The 18,870-nt window shown below is 71.3% G+C and carries 21 protein-coding genes; 10 read left to right on the plus strand and 11 right to left on the minus strand.

Going from position 1 to position 18,870, the window contains the following annotated elements:
• Positions 1–59: 59 nt before the first annotated feature.
• Positions 60–1,643: a Na+/H+ antiporter gene (locus ABIA36_RS07180; protein WP_369961594.1), complete on the plus strand. Its 1,584-nt coding sequence runs from the start codon at positions 60–62 to the stop codon at positions 1,641–1,643.
• Positions 1,644–1,671: 28 nt separating this feature from the next.
• Here the strand turns inward: ABIA36_RS07180 and ABIA36_RS07185 are convergent, their stop codons facing one another.
• Entirely contained in the window at positions 1,672–3,381 is a 1,710-nt protein-coding gene (locus ABIA36_RS07185; protein ID WP_369961595.1) for an LssY C-terminal domain-containing protein, read from the minus strand.
• 45 nt (positions 3,382–3,426) lie between these two features.
• On the opposite strand from ABIA36_RS07185, the gene ABIA36_RS07190 reads away from it, so the two are divergent.
• The 4 genes from ABIA36_RS07190 (at position 3,427) to ABIA36_RS07205 (ending at position 6,160) form a co-directional block, all read left to right on the plus strand.
• Complete coding sequence (locus ABIA36_RS07190; protein ID WP_369961597.1) at positions 3,427–4,203, plus strand: isocitrate lyase/phosphoenolpyruvate mutase family protein; 777 nt, start codon at positions 3,427–3,429, stop codon at positions 4,201–4,203.
• A gap of 56 nt (positions 4,204–4,259) precedes the next feature.
• Positions 4,260–5,282 (plus strand): MDR family oxidoreductase, encoded by a 1,023-nt coding sequence (locus ABIA36_RS07195; protein WP_369961598.1) that lies wholly within the window; start codon positions 4,260–4,262, stop codon positions 5,280–5,282.
• A 27-nt stretch (positions 5,283–5,309) separates the two neighbouring features.
• On the plus strand, positions 5,310–5,690 hold the full coding sequence (locus tag ABIA36_RS07200; RefSeq protein WP_369961599.1) for a DUF1304 domain-containing protein: 381 nt from the start codon (positions 5,310–5,312) through the stop codon (positions 5,688–5,690).
• An 80-nt stretch (positions 5,691–5,770) separates the two neighbouring features.
• Entirely contained in the window at positions 5,771–6,160 is a 390-nt protein-coding gene (locus ABIA36_RS07205) for a DUF1304 domain-containing protein (RefSeq protein ID WP_369961600.1), read from the plus strand.
• Positions 6,161–6,175: 15 nt separating this feature from the next.
• Here ABIA36_RS07205 and ABIA36_RS07210 read toward each other — a convergent pair whose 3' ends face one another.
• Positions 6,176–6,562, minus strand: a complete 387-nt coding sequence (locus ABIA36_RS07210; RefSeq protein WP_369961601.1) for a hypothetical protein — start codon at positions 6,560–6,562, stop codon at positions 6,176–6,178.
• A gap of 149 nt (positions 6,563–6,711) precedes the next feature.
• On the opposite strand from ABIA36_RS07210, the gene ABIA36_RS07215 reads away from it, so the two are divergent.
• The 5 genes from ABIA36_RS07215 to ABIA36_RS07235 all read left to right on the plus strand — a co-directional run bounded on the left by ABIA36_RS07215 (position 6,712) and on the right by ABIA36_RS07235 (position 11,676).
• Positions 6,712–7,893 carry an ROK family protein gene (locus ABIA36_RS07215; protein ID WP_369961602.1) on the plus strand — a complete coding sequence of 394 codons (1,182 nt, stop codon included), beginning with the start codon at positions 6,712–6,714 and terminating at the stop codon, positions 7,891–7,893.
• 158 nt (positions 7,894–8,051) lie between these two features.
• Complete coding sequence (locus tag ABIA36_RS07220; RefSeq protein ID WP_369961603.1) at positions 8,052–9,170, plus strand: sugar ABC transporter substrate-binding protein; 1,119 nt, start codon at positions 8,052–8,054, stop codon at positions 9,168–9,170.
• A 141-nt stretch (positions 9,171–9,311) separates the two neighbouring features.
• Positions 9,312–10,148, plus strand: coding sequence for an ATP-binding cassette domain-containing protein (locus tag ABIA36_RS07225; RefSeq protein WP_369962092.1), 837 nt, complete (start codon positions 9,312–9,314; stop codon positions 10,146–10,148).
• Positions 10,148–11,401: a sugar ABC transporter permease gene (locus ABIA36_RS07230; RefSeq protein WP_369961604.1), complete on the plus strand. Its 1,254-nt coding sequence runs from the start codon at positions 10,148–10,150 to the stop codon at positions 11,399–11,401. Before ABIA36_RS07225 ends, ABIA36_RS07230 begins: the two co-directional genes overlap by 1 nt.
• A gap of 38 nt (positions 11,402–11,439) precedes the next feature.
• Entirely contained in the window at positions 11,440–11,676 is a 237-nt protein-coding gene (locus tag ABIA36_RS07235; protein WP_369961605.1) for a hypothetical protein, read from the plus strand.
• A 13-nt stretch (positions 11,677–11,689) separates the two neighbouring features.
• On the opposite strand, the gene hemL is transcribed toward ABIA36_RS07235, so the two are convergent.
• The 9 genes from hemL to ABIA36_RS07280 all read right to left on the minus strand — a co-directional run bounded on the left by hemL (position 11,690) and on the right by ABIA36_RS07280 (position 18,866).
• A complete protein-coding gene (hemL, locus tag ABIA36_RS07240) occupies positions 11,690–13,093 on the minus strand; it encodes a glutamate-1-semialdehyde 2,1-aminomutase (protein WP_369961606.1) in 1,404 nt (467 codons plus the stop codon).
• On the minus strand, positions 13,081–14,052 hold the full coding sequence (gene hemB / locus ABIA36_RS07245; RefSeq protein ID WP_369962093.1) for a porphobilinogen synthase: 972 nt from the start codon (positions 14,050–14,052) through the stop codon (positions 13,081–13,083). Before hemB ends, hemL begins: the two co-directional genes overlap by 13 nt.
• A gap of 63 nt (positions 14,053–14,115) precedes the next feature.
• On the minus strand, positions 14,116–14,910 hold the full coding sequence (locus tag ABIA36_RS07250) for a uroporphyrinogen-III synthase (RefSeq protein WP_369961607.1): 795 nt from the start codon (positions 14,908–14,910) through the stop codon (positions 14,116–14,118).
• The gene (hemC, locus tag ABIA36_RS07255; RefSeq protein WP_369961608.1) at positions 14,907–15,905 is read right to left on the minus strand and encodes a hydroxymethylbilane synthase; all 999 of its coding nucleotides are present in this window, start codon (positions 15,903–15,905) and stop codon (positions 14,907–14,909) included. Before hemC ends, ABIA36_RS07250 begins: the two co-directional genes overlap by 4 nt.
• Entirely contained in the window at positions 15,902–17,083 is a 1,182-nt protein-coding gene (locus tag ABIA36_RS07260) for a ferrochelatase (RefSeq protein ID WP_369961609.1), read from the minus strand. Before ABIA36_RS07260 ends, hemC begins: the two co-directional genes overlap by 4 nt.
• Positions 17,080–17,814: a hydrogen peroxide-dependent heme synthase gene (gene hemQ, locus ABIA36_RS07265; protein WP_369961610.1), complete on the minus strand. Its 735-nt coding sequence runs from the start codon at positions 17,812–17,814 to the stop codon at positions 17,080–17,082. The genes ABIA36_RS07260 and hemQ overlap by 4 nt, the downstream gene beginning before the upstream one ends.
• Before the next feature lie 73 nt (positions 17,815–17,887).
• Positions 17,888–18,103, minus strand: a complete 216-nt coding sequence (locus tag ABIA36_RS07270) for a DUF3618 domain-containing protein (RefSeq protein ID WP_369961611.1) — start codon at positions 18,101–18,103, stop codon at positions 17,888–17,890.
• Entirely contained in the window at positions 18,093–18,503 is a 411-nt protein-coding gene (locus ABIA36_RS07275; protein ID WP_369961612.1) for a phage holin family protein, read from the minus strand. The genes ABIA36_RS07270 and ABIA36_RS07275 overlap by 11 nt, the downstream gene beginning before the upstream one ends.
• 48 nt (positions 18,504–18,551) lie before the next feature.
• A complete protein-coding gene (locus ABIA36_RS07280; RefSeq protein WP_369961613.1) occupies positions 18,552–18,866 on the minus strand; it encodes a hypothetical protein in 315 nt (104 codons plus the stop codon).
• Between the last annotated feature and the right edge of the window lie 4 nt (positions 18,867–18,870).

Consider the following 18,870-nt stretch of genomic DNA (forward strand, 5'->3'; position numbering starts at 1 on the left):
CTCCACGGATTCGCGGGAACCATTGCTGGCCGTTTCGCGTTGCGGCCAAGATGAACCTCATGGATCCGGTCATCACCATCGTCTGGATCGTGTCCTTCGTCGTGGTGACGGTCACGGTCACGGGCCTCTCGCGTCGCGTGAACTGGTCGGCGCCCGTCGTGCTGGTCGTCGTGGGCGCGATCGCGTCCTTCATCCCCGGGGTGCCGCATGTGGCGCTGGAGCCCGAGATCGTGCTCTACGGGCTGCTGCCGCCGCTGCTGTTCGCGGCGGCCATCCAGACCTCGATCGTCGATGTGCGCGCCCGGCGCGACGGCATCCTCCTGCTCTCGGTGGGGCTGGTGGTGTTCACGGTGGTCGTGGTCGGGTTCACGACCTGGCTGGTGGTGCCGGCGATCACGGTCGCGGCCGCCTTCGCTTTCGGAGCGGTGGTGGCGCCGACGGACACGGTGGCGGTCACCGCTATCGCGGGGCGGGTGCACCTCCCTCGGCGACTCGTCACCGTGCTGGAGGGCGAGAGCCTGCTCAACGACGCGACCGCGCTGGTGGCACTGAACGCGAGCATCGCCGCCATCGTCAGCATCGTGAACCCGTGGGCCATCGCCGGCGACTTCGTGATCGCCGTCGTCGTCGGGGTCGGGATGGGGCTGCTGGTGGGGTGGGTTCTCTCGCTGATCCGCAAGCAGCTCCGCTCCCCCGTGCTGGACACCTCCATCGGGCTGATCACCCCGTACCTGGCGTTCATCCCGTCGCAGTTCCTGCACGGGTCGGGCATCCTGTCGGTCGTCGTCGCCGGCCTGTACCTCGGCTACCGCTCGCCCACCATCCAGACGGCAGAGGCGCGGATCGCGGAGACCATCAACTGGCGGACCATCGAGTTCCTGCTGGAGAACGCGGTCTTCCTCTTCATCGGGCTGGAGCTGTCGAGCATCCTGAGCTCGGCGTTCCGCTCGGGGATCACGGTGGCGCAGACGGTGTGGATCAGCATCGCGGTGCTGCTCGCGCTGTTCCTGGCGCGGTTCCTCTGGATGGTCGGCACGACCGCGTTCTACCGGTACGGGCCGCAGCGGTTACGGGAGCGCGGGTGGACGTGGCCGACCGGCATCGCGGTGTCGTTCGCCGGGATCCGCGGGGTGGTGACGCTGGCCGCGGTGTTCCTGCTGCCGCCGTCGACGCCCCACCGGGAGTTCCTGCAGTTCCTGGCGTTCGTGGTAGTGGTGGCGACACTGCTGGAAGGGCTCGCGCTGCCGTGGGTCATCCGCCGGCTCAAGCTGCCGCCCCCGGACTTCGCCCAGGAGGCCGGCGAGATGGAGCGCCTGCTCGCCGAGGCGCAGGCGGCCGGGCTGGAGCACCTGGAGTCCCGGGTGACCGGCCAGGAGGACGAACGGGTGCTCGAACGGCTGCGCATCAACGCGGTGTTCCTCTCGGAGGCGCTGGAGAACCCGACGCCCGACGCGGAGGTCGCGGCTCCGCTGGAATACCGCAAGCTGCGGCGGTCGATGATCATGGCGGAACGGCAGGCGGTCCTCGAGGCGCGGGCTGAAGGGCGCTACCAGGAGCTGGCCGTGCGGTCGGTGCTGGCGTTCCTGGACGCCGAGGAGTCGGCGCTGAAGGCGGGAGGGACGGATGGGAAGAAGTTGATGTGAGGGCTGGAGCCTGCCGGGCGGCAGTCTTCTAGGCGGCCGTCTTTTGGGCGGCAGCGGTCGATCCCGCGGTGCTCGTCGCGCGGGCGCCTCCGCGTCGGGGGCGCTGCCGGGGGCGTCGAGGGCGCTGCCGGGGGCGTCGGGCCCACAGGCGTGCGCGCTGGGACGACAGGGCCAGCACCACCAGGATGTCGAGCGGGAGGCCGAGAATGTTGGTCCGGAGGGTGACCTGCTCGCCGCCGTTGAAGAAGTCGATCGCGGCGACGATGATCAGCAGCGCGCTGTACGACATGGCGACGATGCGGGCCCAGTTGCTTCCCGAGAAGACGAGCAGGGCGATCGCGAAGTAGAACACCAGGCCGGCGGCGAACAGGCCCATCGCGATGCCGAAGACCAGGTCCGCGCTCTGCTGCTCCGAGGCGGTGAGAGCCTTGCCGGTCGCCGACACGAGCTCCGAGCGGATGAACAGCGGCCAGGCGAGCAGGGTCAGCACCACCGTCAGCACACCAGCCAGCACGCGCAGCAGCATGAGCAGGAAGCCGAGCGTGGTCGGCACCGGGCGGTGCTCGGCGCGGGCGACGCGACGCTGGTCGGCCTCGGCAGCCACCTCGACGGCGCGGGGTTCCACCAGCACCTCGGACAGGTCCACGACGGGCAGGTCGCCGTCCGTCTCGATGGCGTCGCCGCCGCCGTTGCGTGCGTGATAACCGGACGAGAAGTCGCGGATCACGGCGACCTCCGCGCCGATATCGGCTCCCACGAGGGTCGAGACGATGTGGTCGCGCTCGATGTCCGTGTTCGCGTCGATCTTGTGCGTGATCTGCAGAGTGAAAAGAGAGAAGCCGACTGTGCGGTCGAAGGTCCCGGCCGCCAGCCAGTCGACGCGGTGGCCTCCCGGCAGCAGCCAGCCCTCCGGGCAGCGCCAGAACCGGACGTGGTGGCGCTTGGCCGGGTTGCCGGTGACCTCCTGCTGGTAGGCGACGTCCTGCTGGTGCGCGAACAGGAAGAGCGGGCTCACCGGAGCCTCATCGTAGCTGCGGCGCAGCAGCGTGGAGGTGATGATGCGGCGGCTGGAGGCGGCGGTCACGTCGTCGGCGCGCGTCCAGCCGGCCTCGGTCATCGCTTCGTCGAGCTGCGCCTCCGATCCCAGCAGCGCCAGGTTGATCGGGTCGCCGAGGAGCCCGTCGCTGGTGCGGGCGCGGCCGATGAAGTAGTCCGGCACGTAGATCTGGGTGAGGATGCGGTGCAGCCGCGGCAGCACGAGGTAGGCGAGGACGATCCAGAAGACGATGAAGAAAAGGAGCAGGAACCACCCCCACGCGAAGCTCTCGGTGAAGATGAGCCACGCCAGCCAGACGGCGGCGACGCCGCCGAACACGAAGAAGACGTTGTCGACGACGGCGTTGATGGACACCCGCCGGCCGGTGGCCGAGAGGGTCTTGACCGGGACGGGCGTGGCGGTGGACGGCGACTCGGACGGTCCGGGCGGCACGGCGGACGGCGACTTAGCCGGACCCGGCGGCACGGCGGACCGCGACTCAGCCGGACCCGGCGCCACGGCCGACGGCGACTCAGCCGGACCCGGCGCCACGGCCGACGGCGACTCAGCCGGACCCGGCGCCCCGGCGGACTGCGACTCGGCCACACCAGGCGCCACGGCCGACGGCGACTCGGACGGCCCTCCCCCGCCCGCCGCGGACTCCGCTCGCGGCGGCACCTCCGGCTCAGCGGCGCCCGCCATGCGCTCATCCTAGAGCGCACCGGGCGCGGGTCGTAGGGTGGCGTCATGACCTCCATCACCGAACGCGGCGCCGAGCTGCGCCGCCTCCACGACGGCCCCGAGCTGCTGCAGGTCGTCAACGTGTGGGATGCGATCAGCGCGAAGGCCGTCGCCGCCTTGCCCGAGACCCGCGCGCTGGCCACGGCCAGCCACTCGATCGCGGCCACGCTCGGGTACGAGGACGGTGAGCACATCCCGCTCGACCTGATGCTCGACATGGTCGGGCGCATCGTGGCGGCCACCGACCTCCCGGTGAGCGCCGACCTCGAAGGCGGGTACGGCGACCCGGGCGAGACGATCCGTCGGGCGATCGGCGTCGGTGCGGTGGGGGCGAACCTGGAGGACCAGCTGCGCCCGTTCGAGGAGGCCGTCGCCCACGTGCGGGCGGCCGTCGCCGCGGCCGATGCCGAGGGCGTGCCGTTCGCACTCAACGCGCGCACGGACGTCTGGCTCCGCAACACGTACCCGACGGCCGCGGAGAAGACCGAGGAGGCGATCCGCCGCGGGCGAGCGTTCCTCGACGAAGGCGCCACCTGCGTGTTCGTGCCGGGCCGCCTCGACGAGGAGACGGTGACGCAGCTCGTCGCCGGACTCGGGGAACGGAAGCTCAGCGTCATCGGGGCGCCGGGGTCGCTGCCGCCGGCGCGGCTGCGTGAGCTGGGCGTCGCGCGCGTCTCGTACGGGCCGTGGACGCAGCGCGTGGCGCTCGCCGCCCTGCAGCGGACGGCGGCGGAGCTGTACGCGGGCGGGGAGCTGCCGGCGGATGTGCCGGTACTGAATTAGCCCCCGACCTCCCGCTCACTCCTCCCCTCACCCGTCGCCACGATCGAAGGACCCGCATGAACGACTTCCGTGCCATCGTCATCGAGCAGGAGAAGGAGGGCTCCCGCATCCTCGCGCACACCGCCGAGGTGCGGCGGCTGACCGACGAGTTCCTGATGCCGGGGGACGTGACGATCGCCGTCGAGTTCTCCGACCTCAACTACAAGGACGGCCTCGCCATCGCCGGGAAGCCGGGGGTCGCGCGGGTGTCGCCGCTCATCCCCGGCATCGACCTGGTGGGCGTCGTGGAGGCCTCCGACGATCCGCGGTGGCGACCGGGCGACCGGGTCGTGCTCAACGGCGACGGGATCGGGGAGAGCCATCACGGCGGGCTGGCCGAGCGTGCGCGGGTGCGCGGGGACGCGCTGGTCCGGGTGCCGGACGCGCTCAGCTCCGAGCAGGCGGCGGCGATCGGGACCGCGGGGTTCACAGCGATGCTGGCCGTGCTCGCGCTGGAGCGCAACGGAGTCGCGCCGGAGGCCGTGCACGCCGCGGGGTCGAGCGTGCTGGTGACGGGAGCGGCGGGCGGGGTCGGGTCGGTCGCGGTCGCCCTGCTGGCGAAACTCGGTTACCCGGTCACGGCCTCCACGGGGCGGTCGGAAGAACTTACCGGCTACCTCACCGACCTCGGGGCGACGGCGATCATCGACCGGGAGGAGCTGTCCGTCGAGGGGCGGCCGCTGCAGAGCCAGCGGTGGGCCGGAGCGGTGGACTCGGTGGGCAGCCACACGCTCGCGAACGTGCTCGCGCAGACCCGGTACGGCGGGACGGTCGCGGCGTGCGGGCTCGCGCAGGGGCCGGACCTCCCGGCGACGGTGATGCCGTTCATCCTGCGGGCGGTCACGCTCACCGGGATCAACTCGGTGGAGGCGCCGGCCGCCCTGCGCGAGACGGCGTGGCGACGGCTGGCGACCGACCTGGACGAGGAGGCGCTCGCCGCGATGACGCGGTTCGTCCCGCTCGCGGAGGCGATCCCGGCGGCGGAGGACATCCTGGCCGGGCGGCTGCGCGGGCGCACGGTGGTCGACGTCCGGGCCTGACGCCCGCCGCGCCACTAGGCTGACCGCATGATCGTCCTCGCGACCGTCGTCGTCACGCTGGCTGCTGCGCTCCATGTCGGGATCTTCTTCATGGAGAGCGTGGGGTGGGCGCGGCCCGCCGTGTGGAAACGGTTCGGGGTCGCCGACCAGGCGGCGGCGAACACGACCCGGCCGATGGCGTACAACCAGGGGTTCTACAACCTCTTCCTCGCGATCGGCGCGATCGTCGGGCTGATCCTGTTCGGCGTCGGGGCGCACGCGGCGGGGCTGGCGCTCATCTACTTCACGATGGGGAGCATGCTCGCGGCGTCCATCGTGCTGGTGACGACCGGCCGCGGGTACCTGCGTCCGGCGCTCGTCCAGGGCATCCTGCCGCTGATCGGCATAGTGCTCATGCTGTTCTCGTAGCCCGCCTGCGTCCGCCGAAGCAGGGCGCGCCGACGGTCGACGAGCGGGCGGTGCCGCGCCACGCAGCGTAGTCTCCACCCATGGCGATCCTCGGCTCCGTCCTCCTCGCGCTCGCGGCGGTCGTGCACCTGGTCTTCTTCGCGATGGAGAGCATGCTGTGGTCGTCGCCCAGCGTCTGGCGGCGGTTCGGGCTCGCGACACAGCGGGACGCCGACGTGGTGCGCCCGATGGCCTACAACCAAGGGTTCTACAACCTGTTCCTCGCGGGCGGCACCACGGTCGGGCTCGTGCTCTACTGGACGACCCTGCGCCACGTCGGCTTCGGGCTGATGTTCTTCACCGGGGCGTGCATGGTCCTGGCCGCGGTCGTGCTGCTCACGACGGACCGGCGGTTCTGGGGCGCGGCAGTGCTGCAGGGGCTTCCGCCGCTGACCGGGCTGGTGTTGTTCTCGGTCGCCCACGCGGGGTGAGGCGCGGCGCGAGCGTCAGTCGATGATCTCGCCGTCGGCGGGAATCCCGCCCACGTCAACGCGCAGCGCCTCCACCAGCTTGGCGGCGTGCGGCGTCGAGACGATCACGCGGGAGAACTCCTCGCCGTCGAGATCGACGACCACCGCCGCGCGCTGCTTGCCCTTGATGAGCAGGAAGTCCTTGCCGCCGTGGAACTTCCAGGTGCCCACCGAGAGCGTGAGCGGGACGGCGGCTCCCGGGGCGCGGATGCCGCGGATCCAGATCCACGGGTCCTCCGTAATCGCGACCGATCGGATGCTCTCGCGCGGGATCACCAGATCCTCCCGACGCACGGAGAGCACCTTCTCGGCCCGGGTGAGGTGGATCTCCAGGCGGTCGGGGTGAACGTGCAGGTCGGCCATAGCTCTATCCTGCCCGCCGACCGGGGCCGACGGGGGTCGCGAATCTCACAAACCCGTAACCGTTGGCTTGGAGAGCCGCGAAACCCGACTGGATCGGGTCGCGGGACTCTCATGATCGGTATTCCCGACCGGCATGTATCCTTCTCGTCGTGGCAACGCAGCGGCGGACTCCGGGCTCGCAGACTTCACTTCGTGAAGCCAACCGGGCTCGGATCGTCGACGCCATCAAGAAGCACGGCGGCCTGACGCAGGTGGAGCTGGCCGGTGCGACGGGGCTCTCCCCCGCCACGGTCTCCAACATCGTCAAGGAGCTCTCCACCTCCGGCGTTCTGCATACGACGCAGAGCATCCGCTCTGGCAGGCGCGCCCAGCACGTCACGCTCGCGCACGCGCTCGGCCTCGTGGTCGGCGTCCACTTCTCCACCCGGCACCTGCGCGTCGCCCTGGCCGACGTCGCCAACACCGTCGTCGCCGAGAACCACATGCCACTGGCCAAGGACCACCGGGCGGACAACGAGCTCGACAAGGTCGCGCTGCTGCTGACCGACATGCTCGACTCGGTCGACGCCTCCCGCGACGAGGTGCTGGCGATCGGTCTCGCCGTGCCGGCGCCGCTCGACCGCGCCACCGGCACCATCGCGCGCAGCGGCATCATGCGCGGCTGGGACGGCGTGGTGATCGCGGACGCCCTGGAGCGCCGCGTGCACCGTCCGGTCTTCATCGACAACGCCGCCAACCTCACCGCCCTGGCGGAGTCCCGCCTCGGGGCCGGTCGCGGAAAGCGCACCTCGATCACCCTCGACGTCGGCGACGGGATCGGGGCGGGGCTGCTGCTGAACGGCCAGCTCTTCCGCGGGAACAACGGCGTCGCCGGCGAGTTCGGCCACACCACGATCCGGGAGAACGGCCCGCTCTGCCGCTGCGGCAACCGCGGCTGCCTGGAGGCGATCGCCGGAGGTCCCGCCGTACTGGACGAGCTGCGCGACCACCTCGGCAGCCTGAAGCTCGGCGACGTCGTGCTCCAGGCGATGGCCGGCGACGCCCGTTGCATCCGTGCCATCGCGGACGCCGGCCGTCACATCGGGGTCGCGACGGCCAACCTCTGCAACCTGCTCGACCCGGAGCGGATCGTCGTGGGCGGCGAACTGGGCCGCGCCGGCGAGCTCCTGCTCGGCCCGATGCGGCACGCGGTGGAACGCTCCATCATCGTCGGCGAGGACCGGATGCCCGACATCGTCCAGGGGCAGCTCGGCGTGCGGGCGGCCACCCTCGGCGCCGTCGCCCACGCGGTCGACAGCATCTCGATCACGAGCGTGGGCGTCGCCGTCTGACGCTGCGACGGGGGCCGCGTCCCCGTTGTCCCCCGTTGCCCCCCGTCCGTGACGAACCGTTATCGAAAGCTTGAATTCAAGTATTGACGCCAAGCGGCGGCCCCTGACACACTCAACCCAGTCGCCAACGTCGGCGGCTTCGAATCGGAGGTTTTTCAATGAAGATCGCCACCAAGAGAGCGGTCATGGTGTCCGCCGCGATCCTGGCCACAGCTCTCACCCTCACAGCCTGCTCGAACGGTTCCGGCAACACCTCGACCAACAATGCGTCGGGCGCCGCGAACGCCAAGATCGGCCTTCTCCTCCCCGACTCGGTCACCGCCCGTTACGAGGCGGCCGACAAGCCCTTCTTCGAGGCCAAGGTCAAGTCGCTCTGCTCCGGCTGCACGGTCCTGTACGCGAACGCGGACGGCGACGCCAGCAAGCAGCAGCAGCAGGCGGAGTCCATGCTGACCCAGGGCGTCAAGGTGCTCGTTCTCGACCCGTTCGACGGCGAGGCCGCCGCGTCGATCGTCGGCGAGGCGAAGGCCAAGAACATCCCGGTCATCTCCTACGACCGCCTGATCGACAGCCCCGACCTGAACTACTACATCTCGTTCGACAACGAGAAGGTCGGCCAGCTGCAGGCCACCGCGTTCGTCGACAAGCTGAAGAAGGACGGCGTCGCCCCGGGCAGCGGCATCCTGATGGTCAACGGCTCGCCGACGGACAACAACGCCACGCTCTTCAAGAAGGGCGCGCACAGTGTCATCGACTCCAGCGGCTACAAGGTGCTGGCCGAGTACGACACACCAGCATGGGACCCCGCCAAGGCCCAGGACTGGGTGTCCGGACAGGTCTCGCAGTTCAAGAACCAGATCAAGGGCGTCTACGCGGCGAACGACGGCACCGGTGGTGGCGCGATCGCGGCCATGAAGGCGGCCAACCTCAGCCCGCTCCCGCCGGTCACCGGACAGGACGCTGAGCTCGCGGCAATCCAGCGGATCCTCGCCGGCGACCAGTACATGACCGTCTACAAGGCGCTGAAGCCGGAGGCCGAGCAGGCGGCGACCCTCGCCATCGCTCTGACCAAGGGCCAGAAGCCGTCCGAGCAGACCACCCAGGTCGACACCAAGGGCGGCGCGAAGATCGCGTCCATCCTGCTGACCCCGGTCGCGGTGACCACGGACAACATCGAGTCCACGGTCGTGAAGGACCAGTTCTACGGTCCCGACTCCGCCGCGAAGATCTGCACCCCGGACTACAAGGCGGCGTGCGACAAGTACGGCATCAAGTAGTCGCAAGAACCACAGGGGCCACCCGGCCCGGGGAGCGGATTCCGCATCCCCGGGCCGGGTGGTTCCGCCATACAGTTAGCCCAGCAGCATCCAGCACCACGCGACAGCATCGCGTCAGGCCCGAAGGAGAACGCCGTGACGATGGAATCCCCGGTCACCGACCCGGAGTCGTCCACCCGACAGCCCGTCCTCTCACTACGGGGGGTGTCGAAGGGGTTCGGAGCCGTGCAAGCGCTCACGGACATCCACCTCGACGTCTACCCGGGGGAGGTCGTCGCCCTCGTCGGCGACAACGGAGCCGGCAAGTCGACCCTGGTCAAGATCCTCGCGGGAGTGCATCCGCAGGACTCGGGGACGATCACCTTCGACGGTCAGGACGTCACCATCCCGTCCCCCTCGGCGTCCCGCGGGCTCGGCATCGCGACGGTGTTCCAGGACCTCGCGCTCTGCGACAACCTGGACGTCGTGTCCAATCTCTTCCTCGGTCGGGAGATCACCCGAGGAACGCTCGACGAGGAAGAGATGGAGAAACGGTCGTGGAGCCTGCTCCGGCAGCTCTCGGCACGCATCCCGTCCGTCCGGATCGCCGTCGCCTCGCTCTCCGGAGGCCAGCGCCAGACGGTCGCGATCGCCCGGTCGCTGATCGGCGAGCCGCGCATCGTCATCCTGGACGAGCCGACCGCCGCCCTCGGCGTCGCGCAGACCGCAGAGGTGCTCAACCTCATCGAGCGGCTCCGTGAGCGCGGGCTCGGCGTCATCCTGATCAGCCACAACATGGCGGACGTGCAGGCGGTCGCCGACCGGGTGGCCGTGCTGCGGCTGGGCCGCAACAACGGGGACTTCCGCGTCCCCGACGTCAGCTACGAAGAGATCATCTCGGCGATCACCGGCGCCACCGACAATGTCGTCGCGCAGCGGGCCGAGCGCATCGAGGAGCGCGTCGAGCGCGTCGAGAACAGCGAAGGGAACCAGGCCTGATGACCAAGGCACCAGAGACTCCGGCTCAGCTCGCCGCCGACCTGCAGGACGAGCGGCTCATCCGCGAGGAGGGCCTCGGCGGCGCGGTCCGCGCCTTCGGGCGCCGCGTGCGCGGCGGCGACCTCGGCTCCCTGCCGGTGGTCGTCGGGCTCATCGTGATCTGGGTGGTCTTCCAGATCCTCAACCCGAACTTCCTCAGCGCCAACAACCTCGTCAACCTGACGCTGCAGTGCGCCGCGATCGGGACGATCTCGATCGGCATCGTGCTCGTGCTGCTGCTCGGCCAGATCGACCTGTCGGTCGGCTCGGTGAGCGGTGTGGCCGCGGCCATCCTCGGCGTCGGCTTCACCCAGCTCCACTGGCCGCTGGCGCTCACCGTGATCGTCGCCATCCTGGCGGGCGCGCTGATCGGCTTCCTCTACGGCCAGCTCTTCACCCGGTTCGGCGTGCCGAGCTTCGTGATCACGCTGGCCGGCCTGCTGGGCTTCCTGGGCGTGCAGCTCTGGATCCTCGGGCCGAACAGCTCGATCAACATCCCCTACAACTCGTGGATCGTCAACTTCGCCCAGCAGACGTTCCTGCCGCCGTGGGCGGCGTACGGGCTGGCCGTGATCGCCGCGCTCGGGATGTTCTGGTCGGACTGGCGGCGCAACGTCCGCCGTCGCAACGCCGGACTGTCCGAGGGGTCGATGGCCGTCGTCCTGATCAAGGCGGGGCTGCTCCTGATCGGCCTGTGCATCGCGGTCTGGTACCTGTCGACCGACCGTGGCACCGGGGCGATGTTCCTGTTCTTCGTCGTGCTCGTCATCATCATGAACTTCTTCCTGACCCGCACGAAGTGGGGACGTTCCGTCTTCGCGGTCGGCGGCTCGGTGGAGGCGGCACGTCGCGCCGGTATCAAGGTCAACCGGGTGTTCATCAGCGTGTTCATCCTGTGTTCGACCTTCGCGGCGATCGGCGGCCTGCTCGCCGCGGCGCGGCTCGCCTCCGTCAGCGCGGGCTCCGGCGGCACGGACACCAACCTGAACGCGATCGCGGCGGCGGTCATCGGCGGCACGAGCCTCTTCGGCGGCCGTGGGTCGGCGTGGTCGGCGCTGCTGGGCATCCTGGTCATCCAGTCCATCTCGAACGGTCTGACGCTGCTCAACCTCGACTCGTCGTACCGGTTCATGATCACCGGCGCGGTGCTGCTGCTCGCGGTCATCATCGACTCGCTGTCCCGTCGCTCGCGCGAATCGCACGGGCAAGCCTAGGCGGACAGCCCTCCGGGCGGGTGTGAGAAGGTGGACCGGTGACCCGAACCACCACCTTCCACGCCCGCCTTCTGCGTTCCGGGGTGGATCCGCAGACCGTCACGGTGCGGGCATCGTCGGACGTCCCGCCGCGCACGCTGCGGCGCGCGGCGGGTGGCGGCGGGGCGCTCAACTTCGACGTGTACGCGCTGCTCGACGCGGATGGCTGGCCGAGTTCGGCGACCTACACGTACGTCGAGTCCCTCTCCCGCGCCCCCTCCGCCGCCGACGAGTAGCCGGGGCGACGGGTCAGGCGGGGGTGGCCTGCGCGGCGGCGCGGGCGGCGGCCGGGAGGGCCTCCAGGATGCGCGCGACGGCCGCGTCGTCGTGGGCGGCCGTGACGAACCACGCTTCGAAGACGCTCGGCGGCAGCGAGACGCCCGCGTCGAGCATCGCGTGGAAGAACGGCCGGTAGCGGAACGCCTCCTGCGACTGCACCTCGGCGTACGTGCGCGGCGCGGCCGCGAAGTCGCCGAAGACGAAGCTGAACAGGTTGCCCGCGCGCTGCACCCGATGTGCGACGCCCTCTGCGGCCAACGCGTCGGAGACGGCGCTCGACAGGGTGTCGGCCACGACGTCCAGCCGGTCGTAGACGGCCTCGTCGGCGAGCGCCAGCGTGGCGAGGCCGGCGGCGACGGCGACCGGGTTCCCGGAGAGCGTGCCCGCCTGGTAGACCGGGCCCGTCGGGGCCAGGAAGTCCATCAGCTCCGCCCGTCCGCCGACGGCCGCCAGCGGCATCCCGCCGCCGATGACCTTGCCGAAGGTGACGAGGTCGGGCGTGTAGCCGCGGTCGAGGCCCCAATAGCCGGCCTCGCTCACCCGGAACCCGGTCAGGACCTCATCCAGGATGAGGAGGGCGCCGAACTCGTGGGCGAGGTCGGTCAGGGCCGCGTTGAAGCCCTCGTCGGGGGCGACGACGCCCATGTTCGCGGCGGCGGCCTCGGTGATGACGGCCGCGATGTCGGGACCGTTCGCCTCGAAGGCGGCGCGGACGGCGTCGAGGTCGTTGTACGGGAGCACCAGGGTCTGGGCGGCCGTGGCCTCGGTGACACCGGCCGAACCCGGCAGCGACAGCGTCGCCAGGCCCGACCCGGCCTCGGCGAGGAGACTGTCGGAGTGGCCGTGGTAGTGGCCGGCGAACTTGATCAGCAGCGGGCGGCCGGTGAAGCCGCGCGCCAGGCGGATCGCGGTCATGGTCGCCTCGGTGCCGGTCGACACCAGCCGCAGCTTGTCGATGAACGGGACGCGGCCGAGCACGGCCTCCGCCAGCTCGGTCTCGGCCGGCGTGGAGGCGCCGAACGAGAGCCCGCGCGCGGCGGCCGCCTGCACGGCGTCGATCACGGCCGGATGCGCGTGGCCGAGGATCGCCGGGCCCCACGACGCGACCAGGTCGACGTACTCGCGACCCTGGGCGTCCACGATGTAGGGGCCGTGCGCCGAGACCATGAACCGCGGCGTGCCGCCCACCGAGCGGAAGGCGCGGACCGGGGAGTTCACACCGCCGGGGATCACACGCTGCGCGCGCTCGAACTGGGCGAGGTTGACGTCGCCGATCGCGGCGCCGTCGGCCAGGCCCTGCAGGTCCTGGGCGCCGATGTTGTGGGCGCCGGTGTTGTGGGAGTCGGTGTTGTAGAAGTCGCTCATCGCAGCCATCCCGCGACCTCGGTCGCCCAGTAGGTGAGCACGGCATCGGCGCCCGCACGGCGCACGCCGATCAGGGTCTCCTCGATGACGCGCTCGCGGTCGATCCAGCCGTTGGCGGCCGCAGCCTCCACCATCGCGTACTCGCCGGAGACCTGGTAGGCCCAGACCGGCACGTCGCTGAACGCGGCGACGTCGCTGAGGACGTCGAGGTAGCTGAGGGCCGGCTTCACCATGAGGATGTCGGCGCCCTCCTCCAGGTCGAGCCGCGCCTCGCGCAAGCCCTCGCGGCGGTTGGCCGGGTCCTGCTGGTAGGCGCGGCGGTCGCCGGAGAGCTGCGAGTCGACGGCCTCCCGGAACGGGCCGTAGAAGCCGGAGGCGTACTTGGCCGAGTACGCCATGATCACGACGTCGGTGCGGCCGGCGGCGTCGAGCGCGTCACGCACGGCGGCGACCTGGCCGTCCATCATGCCGCTGAGGCCGAGGAGCTGGGAGCCGGCCTCCGCCTGCGCGAGCGCCATGTCGCGGTAGCGCAGCAGCGTGGCGTCGTTGTCGACGTGGCCTTCGGCGTCGAGCACGCCGCAGTGGCCGTGGTCGGTGAACTCGTCCAGGCACAGGTCGGTCTGGACGACGAGCGCGTCGCCCACCTCGGCGGCGAGGGCGCGGGTGGCGACGTTCAGGATGCCGTCCGGGTCGGTCGCGGCGGAGCCGATGGCGTCGCGGTTCTCCGGGATGCCGAAGAGCATGACGCCGCCGACGCCGGCCTCCGCGGCCTCCACGGCGGCGCGCTTCAACGAGTCGAGGCTGTGCTGCGCGACTCCGGGCATGGAGGCGAGCGGCCGCGGCTCGGAGGCGCCCTCCCGCACGAACAGCGGGAGGATCAGCTCGGCCGGGTGGAGGCGGGTCTCGGCCGTCAGACGACGCAGGGCAGGAGACTGCCGGAGGCGGCGGGGCCTCACGACGGGATGCAACTCACTCACTCTCCCCAGCCTACGCCCGCGGCGCTGGGTGCCCGCCGCACGTGCGCGCAGGGGTCAGAAGGTCGTGGAGCGGGCGCTGGCGACGGCGGCGACGGCCTCGATGAGGGAGGCCGCGGTGCGCTCGCGGGCGATCACGTCGACGCGGAGGCCGTACTCGCGCGCGTCGCGGGCCGTCTGCGGGCCGATGGCGGCTACGAGGGTGGACTCCGGGATCGGGCCGAGCTGCGACTGCACCTGCTCGGCCACCGAGCCGCTCGTGACGAGGATGGCCTGGACCAGGCCGTCGCGCACGTCCGCGACGATGCCCTCCGGAACGGGGATCCCCACCGTCCGGTAGGCGACCACGGATTCCACCTGGTGGCCGATACGGCTCAGCCCCTCGGTCAGGAGGGGCTTGGCGATCTCGGAGCGGAGGGTGAGGATGCGGAGCGGCACGACGCCCTCGGTCGCGGCCTCCCACTCCTCGAGCAGTCCGCGCGCGGAGTTCTCCTCCGCCGGGACCAGGTCGACGGTGTAGCCGGCGGCGGCCAGCGCCGCGGCGGTGGTCTCGCCGACAGCCGCGATGCGGGTGGACGGCGGGACGACGGCCCTTGCGGCGCTCAGCACGTCCACCGTGGTGGCGCTGGTGACGGTCACCCAGTCGAAGCCGCCGGCGGCGAGCCGCGCCAGGGCGGCGTCCAGCGCGGGGGCGTCGGCCGTCGGCGCGAAGTTGATCATCGGAGCCACGACCGGCGACGCGCCCTTGGCGCGGAGGTCGGCGGCGACCGAGTCGCCCCAGGGCCCTCCCCTGGGCACGAGCACGCGCCAGCCGGCGAGCGGCTTCGGAGAGGACGGGGTGGAGGCCATCATGCGCTCCCGAGCGGGGCCAGGTCGGCGGCGCCCGCGCCGAGCAGCTCGGCCACCACGCGGGCGCCGACTTCGCGCGCGGCCTCGTCGAGGTCGGCGGCGCCGAAGGAGTCCGGAGTCGCGGCGTGGGAGGCCGTTAGCCGCTCGGTCCCGTCCGGGCGGTACACGGTGGCGGTGAGGAACAGCAGGCCGTCGTCGACCAGGGCGGACGCGCCGATCGGGGCGGCGCAGCCGGCCTCGAGTCCGGCGAGGACGGCGCGCTCGGCGGTCGCGCAGGCGTGCGTGGTCGCGTGGTCGACGGCCTTCAGCGCGCGGGCGACGTCGCCGCGGCCGGTCTGCTCGCCTTCGCGCACCTCCAGTGCCAGGGCGCCCTGGCCGGGAGCGGTCGGCACCTGCGACAGCGCGAAGAAGTCGGTCACCGCGTCGAGGCGGCCGAGTCGGCCGAGGCCCGCGGCGGCGAGCACGACGGCGTCGAGGTCACCCTCGGCGACCCTTCCGAGCCGGGTGTCCACGTTGCCGCGGATGTCGACGACCTCCAGGTCGGGGCGCACCGACTTGAGCTGCGCGACGCGGCGCGGCGAGCCCGTGCCCACCTTCGCGCCGTCGGGCAGCGTCTCGAGCGTGAGGCCGTCGCGGGCGCAGAGCGCGTCGCGCGCGTCGGCGCGCTTCGGCACCGCGCCGATGACGAGCCCGGGAGCCGCCGCGGTCGGCAGGTCTTTAAGCGAGTGGACGAGGAGGTCGCACTCGTCGGCGAGGAGGGCCTCCCGCAGCGCAGTGGCGAACACCCCGGTGCCGCCGAGCTCCGACAGGGACTCGCGCGAGGTGTCGCCGTGGGTCGTGACCGTGACCAGCTCGATGTCGAGGCCGGTCGCCCGGGCGATCGACTCCGCGACAACCGTCGTCTGCGCGACCGCGAGCGCGCTGCCGCGCGTGCCGATGCGCAGCACGCCGTCGCGGCGCACGGACGGGCCCTCGGCCCTGGTCACGGTGCCGCTCACGGCGCGATCCCCGCGGCGGCGGGCTTGAAGCCGAGGCGGACGTTCTCGCAGCAGCCCGGACGGCATACGTCGTACCAGGGGCCCAGCGTGGTCAGCGCGGGGCGCTGCTCGACCGGGACGCCGTCGCGGCGCTCCAGGACGAGGTCGACCAGGCCCTTCACGTAGCGGGCGTGGGTGCCGGGGGTGGGCACGCGGACGGCTACGAGGCCGTTCTCCTCGCTGGTCTCCATGGCCTCGTTGTCGAGGTCCCAGAGCACCTCCATGTGGTCGCTCACGAAGCCGAGCGGCACGATGATCACGGCCTTGACGCCGAGTGCGGGCAGCTCCGCGATCCGGTCGTTGATGTCGGGCTCCAGCCATGGCATCGACGGCGGGCCGGAACGGGACTGGTAGACGAGGTCCCAGCCGATGACGCCGCCGGTCGCCTCCTGCGAGACGACCTCGGCGACGGCGAGGTGCTGGGCCGCGTAGGCGCCGCCCTCTCCGAAGCCGCGCTCGGCGGGGCCGGACTTGGCCGCGTCGGTCGACGGGATCGAGTGCGTCGAGTAGAGGATGCGGATCTCGGTCGCCGGATCGATGCCCGGGACGCGCTCGCGCAGCTCGTCCACGGCGTTCCGCACGCCCTCGATGAACGGCTCCACGAAGCCGGGGTGGTCGAAGAACTGGCGCACCTTGTCGATCTGGATGGTGCCCTCCAGGCCCTTCTCCTCCAGCACGCGGGCGAAGTCCTCGCGGTACTGCCGGCAGCTCGAGTAGGACGAGTACGCGCTGGTCGCGATGGCGATCAGCTTGGTGAGGCCGCGCTCCTGCGCCTCGGCGAGGGCGTCCTCGAGGTACGGGCTCCAGTTGCGGTTGCCCCACAGCACGGGGAGGTCGATGCCGCGCGAGGCGAGCTCGGCCTCCAGCGCCGCCTTGAGCTCACGGTTCTGGTCGTTGATCGGGCTCACCCCGCCGAAGTGGCGGTAGTGGTGCGCGACCTCCTCCAGACGCTCCTCCGGGATGCCGCGGCCGCGGGTCACGTTGCGCAGGAACGGGATGACGTCGTCCTGACCCTCCGGGCCGCCGAAGCCGGCGAGCAGGATCGCGTCGTACGCGACCGGCTCGGTCACGTGCTCCGCGCCGGACGCGGCAGCCGGCGTCGCGCCGAGCACCCGCGGCACGGCCTCGGTACCGGTCACTGGAGCACCTCCACGACCTCGGCCGGCTGGATGCGGCGGCCGGTGAAGAAGGGGACCTCTTCGCGCACGTGGCGGCGCGCCTCGGTGTAGCGGAGGTCGCGCATCATGTCGACCAGGTCGGTGAGTTCGTCGGACTCCAACGGCAGGATCCACTCGTAGTCGCCGAGAGCGAACGCCGCGACCGTGTTGGCCAGGACGCCGCGGAACGCCGCGCCCTTGCGACCGTGGTCCGCGAGCATCTGCGCGCGCTCCTCGTCGGGCAGCAGGTACCACTCGTAGCTGCGCACGAACGGGTAGACGCACAGCCAGCCCTTCGGCTCCTTGCCGCGCAGGAAGCCGGGGACGTGCTGGCGGTTGAACTCGGCGTCGCGGTGCACGCCCATCGCGTTCCAGGTCGGCAGGAGGGCCTTGAGGAGGCGGGTGCGGCGGAGCTGGCGGAGCCCCCACTGCAGGGCCTCGGCCTCGGGGCCGTGCAGCCAGATCATGATGTCGGCGTCGGCCTTGAGGCCGCTCACGTCGTAGAGCCCGCGGGTCGTGACGCCCTGCAGCTCGATGTCGGCGATGACGCCTTCGAGCTCCTGGACGGCCTTGGGCACGTCGGTGCCGTCGAGGTCGTCGGGACGGGCCGGGTCCCGGCGGAGGACGGCCCAGAGCGTGAAGCCGCTGGGGCTTTCGGGGGTGGTGTCTGCGGGGGCGGTCGACTCTGCCGGAACGGCAGCCGGGTTACTCATACCGACAGTCTCCCTCGCAAAGCTGAGAAGGCAAAAACCGGACGGGCGCCGTTGGCGGCCCGGAGGCGCGACGTCAGCGCCGGGACGCGGCGACGATCCCCCAGACCGCGCCTCCCACGGCGACGGCCACCCCGACCGCCAGGGCGACGAGCGCCATCGGGTTCTCGTCGCGGAGCGTCCGGAACCGCTCGGACGCCCGCGCCGGGATATCGACCTTGTACTGGATGGCGTCGATGGTCGCGGCCAGGTCGGCACGGGCCTTCTCGACACCGTTGCGATCAGTTGTCATATCGGCCCAACCCCTTCACGGCGTCGATGTCGGTCTTGACGCTGGCGATGGTCTCCTTGGGCGCCGCGCCGTCCACCCGCTTGAGCGAGCCGACGCCGATCAGCACCAGGATCGCGGCGATCACCAGGAGGGCGCCGAAGACGATGAGCGCGGCGGCCCAGCCGGGCAGCACGATCGCGAGGCCGAGGATCGCCGCGGCGACCAGGACGCCGAGCGCGAAAAAGAGGAAGGCCGCCGCGACCACGAAGAGCCCGATGCCGATCCCGGCATACTTCGCCTTCTCGGCGTACTCGGCCCGCAGGTTGGCCAGCTCGGCCTTGACGAGCTGGATCAGCAGCCGCGGGAGCGACGCGATCAGCTCACCGAGCGACTGCGACCTGGCACGTTCTCGATCGGTCATCGGCTCACCGCCCTTCCGTGACACCTTCTCTGACAGTTCACGACCGGATCAGGTCGTCTCAGGATCATCCCGCGTGACGGCGACGACGGCCACCCCCGGCCTGCGGGAGCCGACGCGGGCCTCCCTGCGACGCTCGTTCGCCCGGACCACGGCCTTCTTGACGGTGATGTACAGAGCCTCGGGCGCCTCGCCGATCTTCTCGGCGACGAAGTCCTCGACGGCGTTCACCTGTTTTTGCACCCCCGGCGACTCCCAGACCTTGAGGGCGGCCGACTTCATCTGCTCGTAGCGCTTGCGACCGGCGCGCGTGCCGAGCACGTAGCCCACCGCTGCACCCGTCGCGAAGAGAATCTTGCCCCGCATTCCG

The organism is Leifsonia sp. EB34 (genome assembly GCF_041260585.1).
Classification (GTDB): Bacteria; Actinomycetota; Actinomycetes; order Actinomycetales; family Microbacteriaceae; genus Leifsonia.